Source organism: Kitasatospora sp. NPDC058478 (assembly GCF_042720345.1).
In the GTDB taxonomy this organism is placed as follows: domain Bacteria; phylum Actinomycetota; class Actinomycetes; order Streptomycetales; family Streptomycetaceae; genus Kitasatospora.
This window is the reverse complement of the sequence record NZ_JBHXML010000049.1, coordinates 1-14,515: the sequence shown is the minus strand read 5'-3', so window position 1 is coordinate 14,515 and position 14,515 is coordinate 1. Positions and strand designations below refer to the sequence as shown.

Here is a 14,515-nt window from a genome sequence, read left to right as displayed (position 1 = left end):
GGCTCTGGCTAAAACCACGCGCCCCACGCGCCCCAGCTCCGGCGCCCATGCGCCGCGCCGCAGGAGAGCACCCCCCGTGCACCGCTTCACGCTCGGCCTGGCCGACCTCGCCACCACCTGGTTCGCCGTCTCCCCGATCCAGGAGGCCTCGCTCAGCCTGCGCATGTGGACCCACCCCGGGGTCTACCAGCTCCAGACCCCGGCCTTCGAGCGGCTCCGGCCCGCCTTCGAACGGCTGGACTCCACGCTGCTGCTGTCACTCATCGCCGGGAACCGCTGGATCCCCGACTTCCTGACGCCCCGCCCGGCCTCGCCCGCCGCCGACTTCCGCACCGAGCTGGCCACCGTCCGCGCGCTGCCGCCGGAGCAGCTGCGCCCCGAACTGGAGCAGGTCTTCCTGCCGCACGGGCGGCCCCTGCCCGCCGCGCTCGCCGCCGGACTGGCCGACCCGGCGCGGCTGTTGCAGCGGATCGCCGACGCCCTGGAGGAGTACTGGGAGGTCTGCCTCGCGCCGTCCTGGTGGCCGCAGGCCCGTGCGGTCCTGGACGCCGACCTGGTCTACCGGGCCCGGCTGCTCTCCCAGCACGGCGCGGCGGCGCTCTTCGCCGACCTGGACCACCGGCTGCACTGGGAGGACGGCGTCCTGTCGATCAACCGCCGGTGGACGGACTGGGACGCGGAGACCGCCGTGGACGGCCGCGGCCTCGTCCTCATCCCGACCTTCTTCGCCCGCGGCGCGATCACGATGATCAGCAACGAGCGTGCGCCGCAGATCAGTTACCCGGCGCGCGGCCAGGCGGGCATGGCCGGCCCGGGGACGCCGGTGCCGCCGCGGGCGCTGGAGGCGCTGGTCGGCGCGCCGAAGGCCCGACTGCTGGCCCTGCTCGCCGAACCCGCCTCCACCACCGACCTCGCCTACCGGCTGGGCGTCACCCCCGGCGCGGTCAGCCAGCACCTGTCCGTCCTCGCCGCCACCGGCCTGGTCACCCGGGCCCGGCACGGCCGCTCGGTGCTGTACCTGCGCAGCCCGCTCGGGGACGAGCTGACGGGGGCGAACAGGTGACAAGTAACAGATAACAGATTTCAACATCTGTTATCTGTTATCTGAAAGTTGTCACCTGTTCGCCCCCGCAGCCCCCGACCGACCCGCACCACCCCGACGAATCCCCCAACTCCCCAGTGGTACAGACCTGTTGACGCATTGGTCCAGTCCTCCTACAGTGCCCATGCCCCGCCTCCCCACGGCGCGGGCACCCATCGCACACGCACCAAGCACGGCGGTTCTACGTCACCCTGTCCAACCCCCACAGTCACAGGGAGAACCATGTCCGCTCGATCCCGGGCCAGGCGCCCGCGCGTGCGCAGCAGACTGCTGGCACTGCTCTCCGTCCTGCTCCTGCCCCTCGCCGCGCTCACCGCGCTGGCCGCCCCGGCGAACGCCGCCGGAAAGCTCACCGCCGCCTTCACCACCGCCAACAACGGCTCCTGGTGGCAGGGCACCTACATCGTCCACAACGACAACGCCACCGCCGTGACCGGCTGGACCCTGGAGTTCGACCTGCCGGCCGGCGTCACCATCGGCAACAGCTACAACGGCACCGCCACCGTCAACGGCCAGCACGTCACCGCGACCAACGCGTTCTACAACGCCACCGTCAACGCCCACAGCACCACCGAGCCGTACAGCTTCTGGTTCGTCGGCAACGGCCCGGTCGCCACCCCCACCAACTGCCGCGTCAACGGCGACAAGTGCGACGGCACCGCCGACGTCCCGCCGTCCGCGCCGGGCACCCCGGCGGTCACCGAGTCCACCGCGCACACGCTCGCCCTGACCTGGCCGGTCGCCACCGGCGGGGACTTCCCGGTCATCTCCTACGACGTGCTCAACGGCGCCACCGTGGTCGGCTCCAGCACCACCACCAGCGCCCTGCTCACCGGGCTCACCCCGGCCACCACGTACACGCTGACCGTCCGGGCCAAGGACAGCCGCGGCAACACCGGACCACTCAGCGCGCCCGTCACCGCCGCCACCTTCGACCCGTCGACCGACCCGGTCCCGCCCACCGCGCCGACCAACCTCCGTACCACGGCGGTCAGTTCGTCGGACGTCACGCTCGTCTGGAACGCCGCGACCGACAACGTCCGGGTCGCCGCGTACGACGTCTACCAGGGCGGCACGCTGGTGGCGACGGTCGGCGGCGGCACCCTGACCGCGACGGTCGGCAGCCTGTCCCCGTCCACCACCTACACGTTCACCGTGAAGGCCCGCGACCCCGCCGACAACGCCTCGCCCGCCTCCGCCCCGCTCACCGCCACCACCTCGGACCTGGTCGGCGCCGGAAAGTACGCCCGGGTCGGCTACTTCGTCCAGTGGGGCATCTACGGCCGCCAGTACTTCGTCAAGAACCTCGACACCTCCGGCAGCGCGGCCAAGCTCGACGTCGTCAACTACGCCTTCGAGAACATCGATCCGGTCAACCTGACCTGCCTGGCGGGCGTCACCAAGGGCACCACCGCCAACCCGCAGGACCCGGACCAGGGCACCGGCGCCGGTGACGCCGACGCCGACTACGCCCGCCCGATGAGCGCCGACCAGTCGGTGGACGGCGTGGCCGACGACGGCTGGGGCAAGCTCCGCGGCAACCTCAACCAGGTGAAGAAGCTGAAGGCCAAGTACCCGAACCTGAAGGTGGTCGTCTCACTCGGCGGCTGGACGTACTCCAAGTACTTCTCGGACGTCGCCGCCACCGACGCCTCCCGCCAGAAGTTCGTCAAGTCCTGCCTCGACGTGTGGATCAAGGGCAACCTGCCGGTCTACAACGGCGCCGGCGGCGACGGCGTGGCGGCCGGGATCTTCGACGGCATCGACCTCGACTGGGAGTGGCCCGGCTCCGCCGACGGCCACGCCGGCAACCACTGGAGCGCCAACGACAAGGGCAACCTGACCCTGCTGCTGGCCGAATTCCGCAAGCAGCTCGACGCGTTGGGCGGCTCGCACAAGCTGCTCACCGCCTTCACCCCGGCCGACCCGGCGAAGGTCGCCGCGGGCTGGGACCTCACGAAGATCTTCAGCTCGCTGGACATCGCCAACGTCCAGGGCTACGACTTCCACGGCTCCGGCAGCGACAACTCCTGGGAGCCCAACCGCACCGGCCCCCAGGCCAACCTCTACGCCGACCCGAACGACCCGTACAACTTCCACTTCAGCGTGGACGCGGCGGTCCAGACCTACCTCGGCGCCGGGGTCAACCCGCGCAAGCTCACCATCGGCTTCCCGTTCTACGGGCGCGGCTGGCAGGGCGTGGCGGACGGCGGCGCCTCCGGCGTGTGGCAGTCCGCGAACGGCGCGGCCCCGGGCCAGTTCAGCGAGGAGGCCGGCACCCGCGGCTACAACAACCTCATCACCGGCGTTCCCAACCTGACCGTGTACCACGACCCCAAGTCCATTGCTACGTACGGCTACACCGGAGCCGGCGGCCAGTGGTGGACCTTCGACGACGCCTGGTCGATCGCCCAGAAGACGGCCTACCTCAAGTCGAAGAACCTGCTCGGCGGCATGATCTGGGAGATGTCCGGCGACACTCCCTCCGGCACACTCATCAACGCACTCGACTCCGGGCTCAAATAGCCGGAGGGCACGGCCCGTTGGGCCGGTGGGGCAGCAAGGGCCGGTGCTCCGAGAACAACGGAGCGCCGGCCCGCGCCTCAGGTGCCCGACGGGCCTCCAGGGCCTCCAGGACCTCCAGGGCCGCACCCGCTTCCAGGGCCTCCCGTCACCGGGACGCCATCGCCGCCAGCTTCCTGGCCGCCCGGTACTGCCGGAGCACCTGCGCGAAGGTGGTGTGCCCCTGGGTGGTCCGGGCGAAGGCCCGCCAGGCCGGCGCCACCAGGCAGACCGCCGCGTGGAACAGGTACGGGCGCCGCTCGAAGGCGCCCAGCAGCTGCTTGCCGGCGCGCATCTCCACGCCCAGCCCGGCCTTGATGGCGAACGCGTAGTTCAGCGCCTCGCGCCGCACGTCCGCCGCCTTGCCCGCCTCCGCGACCTTCACCGCCCACTCGCCGGCCAGCCGGCCCGAGCGCAGCGCGTACGAGATGCCCTCACGGGTCCACGGCTCCAGCAGTCCGGCCGCGTCCCCGGCGACCAGCACCCGGCCGCGGGAGAGCGGCGAGTCCTCGGCCCGGCAGCGGGTCAGGTGCCCGGACTCCACGCTCGGGGTGAAGCCGGACAGCCCCAACCGCCGGATGTAGTCGGCGAGATACTGCTTGGTCCGCTCGCCGTCGCCGCGCGCCGAGATGACGCCGACGGTCAGGCTGCTCGACTCGGTCTTCGGGAACACCCAGCCGTAACTGCCGGGCAGCGGGCCCCAGTCGAGGTGGATCCGGCCCGACCAGTCCGCGGCGACCTGCGGAGGGACGGGGATCTCCGCCTCCAGGCCGAGATCGATCTGGTCGAAGGTGACGCCGACGTGCCGGGCGATCCGGCTCGCGCTGCCGTCCGCGCCGACCACCGCGCGCGCCTCGAAGGTGCGCCCGTCGGCGGCCGTCACCAGCGCCGTCCGGTGCTCGCCGCCGCGCTGCTCGACGCCGGTGACGGTCACTCCGGTGACCAGCACCGCCCCGGCCTGCTTGGCCGCCTGCACCAGGCGCAGGTCGAACTCGTCCCGGTTGACCAGGCCGAACAGCATCCGCCGGGACCGACGCGTCCGGGTGAACCGCCCGTCGTAGGCGAAGGTGACGGCGTGCACGCGGTCCTGCAGCGGCAGCCGGAAGTCGGGCGGCAGGCTGTCCCGGGACGGGCCGATGATGCCGCCACCGCAGGTCTTGTAACGGGGGTGCTCGGCCTTGTCGAGGAGCAGCACCCGCCGGCCCTGGACGGCGGCGGCGTGCGCGGCCGAGGCTCCGGCCGGTCCGGCGCCGACCACCACGACGTCCCAGACGCCGTCGAGCGGCTCGGGCGCCGACCGGCCGGCCCTCGGCGCGGTCTCGGCTTCGGTCTCGGCTTCGGTCCCAGCCTCGGTCGCGGCTTCGAACACCGTCTCGGTCCCGGCCTCGGGCACCGTCCCGGTCTCGGACACCGTCTCGGGCGCCCCCTCGGACGCCTCGCCTGACGGCTGACCTGACGACCGGCCTGACGGCCGTCCGGACACCTCGGCGTCGAGCGGCGAGGCCTCGGTGTCGAGTGGGCTGCGGGAATCGGAGCTTCCGGAGTCAGTCACGTCGAGCAATCCTATGCGTCCGCCGGACCCGCCGCTGGCCGCGCCGCCCCGAACGCCAGACCGAACCCAGATCGAACCCAGGCCGAGCCCGGGGCGATCCATCGGACCGATCCACCAGACGGTGCGCCGGGCGGGATCGCCGGGTAAAACCACCCGATCGGACTGTTCGAGTCCGCCTATGATCGGCGGTACCCAAACCGCCCCCTCCGCCCGCACCACCCCTCGGGCGAAGCCTTCCCCTCGGAGCCCCGATGTCACAGCCGCTGGCCGACGCCGTCCGGTCCCTGATGGACCGTGCCCGCACCGACCTCGCCGAACTGGTCGCCTTCCCCTCGGTCGCCGACCCACGCCAGTTCCCGGTCGAGGAGTGCGAGAAGGCCGCCCGCTGGGTCGCCGACGCCTTCGCCGCCGAAGGCCTGACCAACGTCCAGCTGCTGGACACCCCGGACGGCACCCAGTCCGTCTACGCCGAACTGCCCGGCCCCCAGGGCGCGCCGACCGTGCTGCTCTACTCTCACTACGACGTCCAGCCCCCGCTCGACGAGAACGCCTGGCTCAGCCCCGCCTTCGAACTGACCGAGCGTGACGGCCGCTGGTACGGGCGCGGCGCCGCCGACTGCAAGGGCAACATCCTGATGCACCTGACCGCCCTGCGGGCGCTGCGGCAGGCGTACGGCGACAGCTACCCGGTCGGCCTGAAGATCATCGTCGAGGGCTCGGAGGAGCAGGGCACCGGCGGCCTGGAGCGCTACGCCGAGGCCCACCCCGAACTGCTCGCCGCCGACGCCATCGTCATCGGCGACACCGGCAACTTCGCCGCCGGCCTGCCCACCGTGACCGCCTCGCTGCGCGGCATGACGGTCGTCGAGGTCGCGGTCACCACCCTGGCCGGCAACCTGCACTCCGGCGCCTTCGGCGGCGCCGCCCCGGACGCGCTGCAGTCGCTGGTCCGGATGCTCGCCTCGCTGCACGACGAGCACGGCGACGTCGCGGTGGCCGGACTGACCGGAGGCCAGACCTGGAGCGGTGTCCAGTACCCGGAGGAGCAGTTCCGCTCCGACGCCAAGGTGCTCGACGGCGTCGCCCTGACCGGCACCGGCACCATCGCCGACCGCCTGTGGGCCCGCCCCGCGATCACCGTCCTCGGCATCGACGCCCCGCCGGTGATCGGCGCCACCTCCTCCGTCCAGGCCGCCGCCAAGGCCCTGGTCAGCCTGCGCGTCCCGCCGGGCAACGACCCGACCGCCGCCCAGGACGCGCTGGTCGCCCACCTGGAGGCGCAGGTCCCGCTCGGCGCCCGTCTGACCGTCGAACGCCAGGGCACCGGCGCCCCGTTCAACGCCGACACCACCGGCCCGGCGTACGAGGCGATGGGCGAGGCCATGGCCGAGGCCTTCGGCACCGAGATGGTCGCCTCCGGCGAGGGCGGCTCGATCCCGCTCTGCAACACGCTGCGCTCGCTCTACCCGAAGGCCGAGATCGTGCTGATCGGCGTCGAGGAGCCGACCACCCAGATCCACGCGGTCAACGAGAGCGTCGACCCGCAGGAACTGGAGCGGATGGCCCTCTCCGAGGCCCTGTTCCTCCGCCGCTACGCCGAACTGCGCTCGGTCTGACGCGCGTTGGTCCGGGGACCGCCGTCGGCGGTCCCCGGCACCGGCCGCCCGCCCCGGAACCTGCGGGCGGCACCCATCACCACCGCGTAACCGACCGCGCCCACCGCGAGCCCGGCCCCGGCGCCGAAGCAGAACTCCGGGATCAGGTTCCGCCGCAGCGGGGCCAGCCGGTGCAGCACTCCGGCCGCCGTCGCCGTGCCCAGGGCCGTGACGGCGGCCCGGCGCGCCCGGGGAGCGAGTGCCACGGCCGGGCGGACCGGCTCCACACCCCGCACCGCCCGCACCGCCCAGCCCGCCATCGCGGCCAGGGCCAGCGCCGAACTGCCGTACTGCAGCGCCGAGTAGAGCGGAACCCCGGCCACCTCCCGGTCCAGCACCGGCAGCAGCCGGACACCCAGTCGGCCCTCGTGGGTGAACGCGTCCCAGCCGACGTGGGTGGCCGCACCGATCGCCGCCGACGCCGCGAACCACGCCGCCCCCGTACCCGCCCCGCCTCCGGCGGGCCGCCGGACCGTCAGCGCCTCGGCCGCGCCCGCCCACCGGTCGGGCAGCAGCGCCACCAGCGGCGCGCGCAGCAGGCCGTGCCAACCGGCCACCAGCGCGCCCGCGATCGCCACGTCCAGCGTCGGCACGGCCCACCAGCGGTGCGTCAGACCGCCGTGGCCGTACACCCCGGGCAGCAGCGACTCGGCGAAGAACGGGACGTCGGGCGCCATCGATCCGGCGACCAACGCCGAGGCGACCAGCGGCCCGCGCTCCCCGGCGGCACGCAGCAGGGGCAGGACGGCGGCGGGGTGGCTCAGTGTGAACGGCATGCCCCCATCCTCCCGCCCCTGCCGGGCCATCAGCCAACACCCGGGGACTGCGGCCAACGCCTGGGGGGCGGCCAACGCCCCGGGACAGCGGCCAACACCTGTGGGCGGCGGCCAACACCTCTGGACCGCCCGGCACCCGGGCTCGTCAGGCGCCCGGGCTCGTCAGGCACCCGGGCTCGTCAGGCCCCCCGGGCGGCTACGCCGCGTCCGCCGTGCTGGCCAGGCCGAGCGCGACCCGGCGGCCCGCCTCCAGGTAGCGCAACTCGCCGCTGCGGCGGGCGTCCAGGGCGGCGGCGAGGCGGCGGTAGCGGCTCGGGGGCAGCAGGTCGGCGGCCTCGTCCAGGGTGACGAAGCGCCAGTCGCGCAGCTCCTCCGCCTGGAGCAGCAGGTTCTGGCGGGCGGCGGCGTCCAGTTGGCCGCCGTCGTACATCAGGCGCAGGCCGCCGCGGCGCGGGCCGGTGCGCGGCTCCCAGTCGACGGCGAGCAGGCGCAGCCCGGTCGGGTCGAGCCGCAGGCCCAGTTCCTCGGCGGTCTCGCGCAGGGCCGCGTCGGTGGGGGCCTCACCGCGTTCGACCACGCCTCCGGGGAAGTCCCAGTCGGGTTTGTAGACCGGGTCGACCAGCAGGACGCGGTCCTGTTCGTCGAAGAACAGGACCGCGGAGGCCACGGTGTCCCCGGTCGGGTCGGGGGTCTGGACGATCGGGCAGCGGGCGGCGCCGACGCGGACCAGTTCGGCGATCCGGTGGGCGGTCTCGCGGGGGGTGAGCTCGCTGGTGTCGAGCATCCGGGCGTCCTCGACCAGCCAGCGCCGGGCGGCCCGGTAGCGGGCCACGTGCTCGAAGCACCACATGCGGACCCGCTCGCTGGCCTCCGGATCTCCCGGGCACTCGTCGCGGTGGGCGATGCGGTGACGCAGGATCGTTTCTTCTGGGTCCAGGACGAAGTGGTGCACCGCTATGCCGTGGGAGGCGAGGTCGCCGAAGATCTCGTCCCGGTAGTCCTCCCTGAGCAGGGTCATCGGGACCACCAACGGGCCCGCGACCTCACTGAGCAGCGCGGCCGCCGTCTCGGGGACGAGCCGGCGCCAGGCCGCCAGGTCCTGGAAGTCGGACACCGTCGCCAGCCGGTCGGCCGGGAGCATCCGGCGCAGGCCGAAGCCCACCAGCTCGGGATCGAAGAGCACGCTCCCGGGCAGCAGTTCCACCAGCTCGCGGCAGGCACTCGTCTTGCCCGCCCCGAATGTGCCATTGACCCAGACGATCACAACGTCCCCTGCCCTCGACTTGCCCCGATGCCGTTCGCACCGGGCAGCGCCCCCGTCGGCCGAACCAGCGCCACCCGTGGTGGTACCCGCGCCACGCCGCTCCCCATACCTCCCCGCCGCGCCCGCCGTCGCGCCCCACCCCGCCCCTTGACAGGGGCATGTGCCCAGGCCAGCCGCCTTCCGGGAGAAATATGTAGACCGGTCTACATCAAAGTTGCACCCTGCTCACACCCTGCGCGCACAGGAAGTCGGCCTGCCCGACTTCCCGTGCGCCATCATCACCCCAGATCACCTCGCATCACCCCCTCCACCCGACTATGTAGACCGACCGACAGATTTCTCCCGACAATCTCTAGACCGGTCTGCATAATTCAGTAGACCGGTCGACATATTCTTCCCCGCGCCCCTCGCGCGCCCCCCAGCGCCCGCTTGCGCCGCGCGCACCCCAGCACGTACAGAGGAACGATGAAGCTGCTCCCAGTCGGCCGCGTCATCGTCATCGGCTCGGTCAACGCCGACCGCATCCTCCGCTGCCCCGTCCTCCCCGCCCCCGGCGAGACCGTCCTCGCCACCGCCGCCACCCAGGGGTTCGGCGGCAAGGGCGCGAACCAGGCGGTGGCGGCGGCGCGCATGGGCGCCGCCGTCCACCTGGTCGCGAAGGTCGGACGCGACGCCGACGGCGAAGCCGCGCTCACCGACCTGCGCGGCGCAGAGGTCGAGACGGGCTCCGTGCTCACCCACCCCGACGCGCCGACCGGGCAGGCGATCGTCATGGTCGACCCCGCCGGCGAGAACAGCATCGTCGTCGTCCCCGGCGCCAACGCCCACCTGACCGCCGCCGAGGTCACCGCCGCACTCGCCCGCCTGCACCTGCTCCCCGTCGACGTGCTCCTCACCAGCGGCGAGGTCCCCGAGGAGTGCATCCGCGCGACCGCCGCCGCCCTGCCGGCCGACGGCACCCACTGGGTGCACAACGCCGCCCCGGCCGGCTCGCTCCCCGACACCGGTCCGACGGGGCGCCGCCCCCTGCTCGTCGCCAACGCCGTCGAGGCCCGCCAGCTGACCGGCGCCCCCACCGTCGAGGAGGCGGCCCGGGCCCTCGCCCGCCGCGCCGACGGCGTCGTGCTCACCCTCGGCGGCGAGGGCGCGCTGGTCGCCACCGAGGGACGGACGGCCCGACTCCCCGCCCCCGCCGTCCAGGTCGTCGACACCACCGGTGCCGGCGACGTCTTCTGCGGCGCCCTCGCCGCCGGACTCGCCCGCGGCGCCTCCCTCCCCGCCGCGGCCGCCACCGCTGTGGCCGCCGGCGCGTTCGCCGTCACCGCCCTGGGCGCCCGTGGCGCCCTCTTTCGCCCGACCGACCTCTGACCAGCCACTGCCCGACGGCGCCGGGCGGGCCGGGCGGACCAGGCCGGCCGGGCGGCCCCAGCCCGCCTCGAACAGGGGCACCCGGGCCACAACTCCCGAACGCCCCCGCCCACTTGTCTAGCACTCGGCCTACGGCCGGCCCATGTACGACGGGTAGTAGCCGCTGCTGATCCCCGAGATCCGGATCAGCGTCCCCGGCCGCGCCGCCTCGACGTACTGGTTGTTGCCCAGGTAGATCGCCACGTGCTGGATGCCCCGCTTGGTGCCGTTGGGAGACCAGAACAGCAGGTCGCCCCGGCGCAGCTGGCCGGCACTGATGGGCGTGGTCGCCGCGTACTGGTCGTTGGCCACCCGCGGCAGGTTCACCCCGCCGCGCCGGAAGGCCTGCTGCACGAGGCCCGAGCAGTCGTACCCGTCCGGCCCGTTGCCCGCGGTCCGGAACGGCTTGCCCAGCTGGCTCAGCGCGAACTGCACGGCGGACTCGATGCCCTGGTCACCCGCCACCGCGCCGGCGGCCGAGCCCGACGAACCCGACGAGGACGACCCGGACGACCCGGACGACGACGGGGACCCGCCGTCCGTCCGCGCCACGTACACGTCGTAGTGCGTGGTCCAGCGCCACTCCCCCTTGCTGTTCTTGAACCAGTACCGCGACCCGTCCCACCCCTGCTTGATCCCGCCGCTCGACTTCGCACCCGTCGACGGGGGCTTCGCCGCGGAGGAGGATCCGCCCCCTGTCCGCGCCACGTACACGTCGTAGTGCGTGGTCCAGCGCCACTGCCCCTGACTGTTCTTGAACCAGTACCGCGAGCCGTCCCACCCGGCGTGCGCCGGTGCCGACTCGGCGGCCGCGGGGCTGACGCCGGGGCCGACGCCGATCACACCCGCACCGGCCACGATCACGGCCACCATGCCTATCCCCCGGCGCACCCGCGCGACCCGCGAGGGACGGACGGGACGGACGGGACGGACGTCAGCCGCCCGCTGGTCGACGGTGGCGGCAGCGTGCTGCCCGGTCGGTTCGTCGGCGGCACCCGGCGCGCCGGTGTTGACGGTGGTCATCCTGCTGTCTTCCCTCACTGCTGCGAACTGCCGCCACGGGGGCGGCTGCGGAATCGGCTACGGACACGCACGTCCCGGTGAGACGGCACGTACGGCTCGGCAGACCCCTCCCGGCATGCCACGGCCTCCGGTCGTGCGACCGGGAGCCGCGGCATGCCGGGAGGGGATTCAGTTCTGCCTGCGTGTCACGGTAGGCACGCGTCCGCTCACGGCGCGCAGTGGAGTGAGCCAATGGAAGGGTTCACGGCCGGTGAGCACCGACGGGGCATCAGGGTGAAGGCCAGTCATCGGGCCGCGGCCCGACGCCCCCTCATCCCTGCTGGTCGGCCTCCGCCAGCAGCTGCTTCTTCAGCACCTTTCCCAGCGCGTTCCGGGGCAGTTCGGGCACCAGCACGACCCGGCGCGGCCGCTTGTGCGCGGACAGCCGCTCCGCCACGAAGGCCGTCAGCTGTTCCCCTGTCACGGCGCCGTCCGGGATGACGTACGCGACGATGGCCTGCCCGAGGTCCTCGTCCGGCGCACCGACCACCGCCGCGTCGGCGACCGCGGGGTGGTCGCGCAGCGCGGCCTCCACCTCGCCGGCGCCGATCCGGTAGCCACCGCTCTTGATCAGGTCGACGGAGGCGCGACCGACGATCCGGTGGAAGCCGTCCTCACCGATCACGGCGACGTCCCCGGTACGGAACCAGCCGTCCGCCGTCCAGGCCTCGGCATCCGCGTCGGGCCGGTTGAGGTACCCGCTGAACAGGGTCGGCCCGGCGACCTGCAACTCTCCGACGCTCTCCCCGTCGGAGGGCACCGGCGCGCCGTCCTCGCCGACCAGCCGGGTGCGCACCCCGTCCAGCGGCAGGCCGACGCTGCCGGGCCGGCGCTCGCCGTCCGCCCGGGTGCTGACGGTGATCAGCGACTCGGTCATCCCGTAGCGCTCGATCGGGGCGTGCCCGGTGAGCGCAGCCAGCTTCTCGAACACGGGTACCGGCAGCGGCGCGCTGCCGGAGACCAGCAGCCGGGCCGAGGCCAGCCGACCCGCCGCCCCGGGGTCGGCCGCCACCCGGGACCAGACGGTCGGCACCCCGAAGTACAGGCTGCCGCCCGCGGCCGCGTACCCCTCCGGGGTGGGCCGCCCGGTGTGCACGAGCCGGCTGCCGGTCCGCAGGGCGCCGAGGACGCCGAGGATCAGTCCGTGGACGTGGAACAGCGGCAGGCCGTGGACGAGGGTGTCCTCGGCGGTCCACTGCCAGGCCACGGCGAGCGCGTCCAGGTCGGCGGCGACCGCCTGGCGCCGGATCACGGCTCCCTTGGGCGCCCCGGTGGTGCCGGAGGTGTAGAGGACGAAGCCGGTGGCGTCCGGCGCGGGCTCGGCGAACGTGGTGGCGGCGCGTTCCGTCGGGTCGACCGGCAGCCCCTCCACCTCACCCGGTACGACGTCACCCACGGCGTGCGCGAGCAGCACCGCACCCGAGTCGCGCAGGATGTGCTCGCGCTCCTTGGGCCCGGAGTCGGGCGGCAGCGGCACCACGGGCACGCCCGCCAGCAGGCCGCCGACCACGGCGACGACCGTCTCGACGGCGGGCCGGGCGAGCACGGCGAGCGCGGGCGCACCGGCCACCCGGTCGGCGACGGCGGTCGCCGCGCCCAGCAGCTCCTCGCGGGACAGCGCCCGCCCGTCGATCCGCAGCGCGTCCGCCGTGTCCCCGTAGTCGCCCTGAAGTGCGGTCAGCAGTGCCATGCTTCCGTCCTCGCCCTCGTCTCACGCTGTCGCGCCGACTCTACGGGCCGCACCCGGGCCGTCCGTGGGCGGCGGTCACTGGCCGCCGCCTGCCGCCCGCCTGGCTTGTACCGGCCTGGGCCGACCTGGGGCCGGAAACGCCGGAGGGCGTGGCGCCGGGTACTCGGTGCCACGCCCTCCGCCATGTGGTGCGCGGGGATCAGCCCTTGCGGGACTTCACCTCGGCGGTCAGCTGCGGCAGCACGGCGAACAGGTCGCCGACCACGCCGTAGTCGACCAGCTCGAAGATCGGGGCCTCCGGGTCCTTGTTGACCGCGACGATGGTCTTCGAGGTCTGCATGCCCGCCCGGTGCTGGATGGCGCCCGAGATGCCGGCCGCGATGTACAGCTGCGGCGAGACCTGCTTGCCGGTCTGGCCGACCTGGTTGCTGTGCGGGTACCAGCCCGCGTCGACGGCGGCACGCGAGGCACCGACGGCCGCGCCCAGCGCGTCCGCGAGCTCCTCGACGACGCCGAAACCGGCCGCCTCGCCGACGCCACGGCCGCCCGAGACCACGATCGCGGCCTCGGTCAGCTCCGGACGGCCGGTCGAGACCCGCGGGGTGCGCGAGGTGACCTTGGCCGCGTTGCCGGTGAACTCCACCGCCACGTTCTCCACCGCACCCGCGCCCGCAACGGCCTCGGGGGCCACCGCGTTCGGCTTGACGGTGATCACCGGCACGCCCTTCGTCACCTTCGACTTCACCTGGAAGGACGCGGCGAACACCGACTGGGTGGCGACCGGGCCGCCGTCACCGGCCTCCAGGTCGATGGCGTCGGTGATGATGCCGGAGCCCAGGCGCAGTGCGACGCGGGCGGCGATCTCCTTGCCCTCGCCGGAGGAGGTGACCAGGACGGCGGCGGCGTCGCCGGCCTTGGCGATCTGGGCGAGGGCGTCCACCTTCGGGACGACCAGCTGGTCGGTGAACTCGGCGCCCTCGGCGACGTACACCTTGGCCGCGCCGTACTCGGCGGCCTTGGCCGCGATGCCGGCGGCGGCGGCCCCGGCGCCCAGCACGACCGCGGACGGCTCGCCGATCCGGCGGGCCAGGGTCAGCAGTTCGAGGGCCGGCTTGCGGACCACACCGTCGGCGTGGTCCACCAGAACCAGGATCTCAGCCATGATTCGTTGCTCCTGATCGATCGTTGGATGCGCGAACGGGGGGGGACTAGATGAACTTCTGGTCGGCGAGGAAGCCGGCGAGCTGCTTGCCGCCCTCGCCCTCGTCCTTGACGACCGTGCCCGCGGTCCGCGCCGGACGCGCCGCCACCGACTCCACCGCCGTCCACGCACCCGCCAGACCGACCTCATCGGCCTCGATGCCCAGATCGTCCAGGTCCAGCGACTGGACCGGCTTCTTCTTCGCCGCCATGATCCCCTTGAACGACGGGTACCGGGCCTCACC

10 protein-coding genes and 1 pseudogene are annotated in these 14,515 nt (G+C 73.6%); 4 read left to right on the top strand and 7 right to left on the bottom strand.

Annotation, left to right across the window (positions count from 1 at the left end):
* Positions 1-76 precede the first annotated feature (76 nt).
* Together ACFWPT_RS25685 and ACFWPT_RS25680 are read left to right on the top strand one after the other, a co-directional pair.
* Positions 77-1,063 (top strand): ArsR/SmtB family transcription factor, encoded by a 987-nt coding sequence (locus ACFWPT_RS25685; protein ID WP_380379329.1) that lies wholly within the window; start codon positions 77-79, stop codon positions 1,061-1,063.
* Positions 1,064-1,324: 261 nt separating this feature from the next.
* Positions 1,325-3,628, top strand: a complete 2,304-nt coding sequence (locus tag ACFWPT_RS25680; RefSeq protein ID WP_380484520.1) for a glycosyl hydrolase family 18 protein — start codon at positions 1,325-1,327, stop codon at positions 3,626-3,628.
* Between the two features lie 145 nt (positions 3,629-3,773).
* Here the strand turns inward: ACFWPT_RS25680 and ACFWPT_RS25675 are convergent, their stop codons facing one another.
* Positions 3,774-5,075 (bottom strand): geranylgeranyl reductase family protein, encoded by a 1,302-nt coding sequence (locus ACFWPT_RS25675; RefSeq protein WP_380484575.1) that lies wholly within the window; start codon positions 5,073-5,075, stop codon positions 3,774-3,776.
* 392 nt (positions 5,076-5,467) lie between these two features.
* Between ACFWPT_RS25675 and ACFWPT_RS25670 the strand changes: the two genes are divergently transcribed.
* Positions 5,468-6,832: a dipeptidase gene (locus ACFWPT_RS25670; RefSeq protein ID WP_380484518.1), complete on the top strand. Its 1,365-nt coding sequence runs from the start codon at positions 5,468-5,470 to the stop codon at positions 6,830-6,832.
* Here the strand turns inward: ACFWPT_RS25670 and ACFWPT_RS25665 are convergent.
* Together ACFWPT_RS25665 and ACFWPT_RS25660 are read right to left on the bottom strand one after the other, a co-directional pair.
* Complete coding sequence (locus ACFWPT_RS25665; protein WP_380484516.1) at positions 6,808-7,647, bottom strand: DUF4184 family protein; 840 nt, start codon at positions 7,645-7,647, stop codon at positions 6,808-6,810. The two genes, ACFWPT_RS25670 and ACFWPT_RS25665, sit on opposite strands and share 25 nt — an antisense overlap.
* Positions 7,648-7,843: 196 nt before the next feature.
* Entirely contained in the window at positions 7,844-8,911 is a 1,068-nt protein-coding gene (locus tag ACFWPT_RS25660; RefSeq protein ID WP_063350148.1) for an NUDIX hydrolase, read from the bottom strand.
* A 465-nt stretch (positions 8,912-9,376) separates the two neighbouring features.
* Between ACFWPT_RS25660 and ACFWPT_RS25655 the strand changes: the two genes are divergently transcribed.
* Entirely contained in the window at positions 9,377-10,279 is a 903-nt protein-coding gene (locus tag ACFWPT_RS25655) for a PfkB family carbohydrate kinase (protein ID WP_380484514.1), read from the top strand.
* Positions 10,280-10,408: 129 nt separating this feature from the next.
* Here ACFWPT_RS25655 and ACFWPT_RS25650 read toward each other — a convergent pair whose 3' ends face one another.
* The 4 genes and pseudogenes from ACFWPT_RS25650 to ACFWPT_RS25635 form a co-directional block, all read right to left on the bottom strand.
* On the bottom strand, positions 10,409-11,341 hold the full coding sequence (locus ACFWPT_RS25650; protein WP_380484512.1) for a C40 family peptidase: 933 nt from the start codon (positions 11,339-11,341) through the stop codon (positions 10,409-10,411).
* A gap of 310 nt (positions 11,342-11,651) precedes the next feature.
* A complete protein-coding gene (locus ACFWPT_RS25645; protein WP_380484510.1) occupies positions 11,652-13,070 on the bottom strand; it encodes an acyl-CoA synthetase in 1,419 nt (472 codons plus the stop codon).
* 199 nt (positions 13,071-13,269) lie between these two features.
* Positions 13,270-14,232: an electron transfer flavoprotein subunit alpha/FixB family protein gene (locus ACFWPT_RS25640; RefSeq protein ID WP_380484508.1), complete on the bottom strand. Its 963-nt coding sequence runs from the start codon at positions 14,230-14,232 to the stop codon at positions 13,270-13,272.
* Positions 14,233-14,278: 46 nt separating this feature from the next.
* A pseudogene (locus tag ACFWPT_RS25635) lies at positions 14,279-14,515 on the bottom strand (electron transfer flavoprotein subunit beta); the annotation flags it as partial.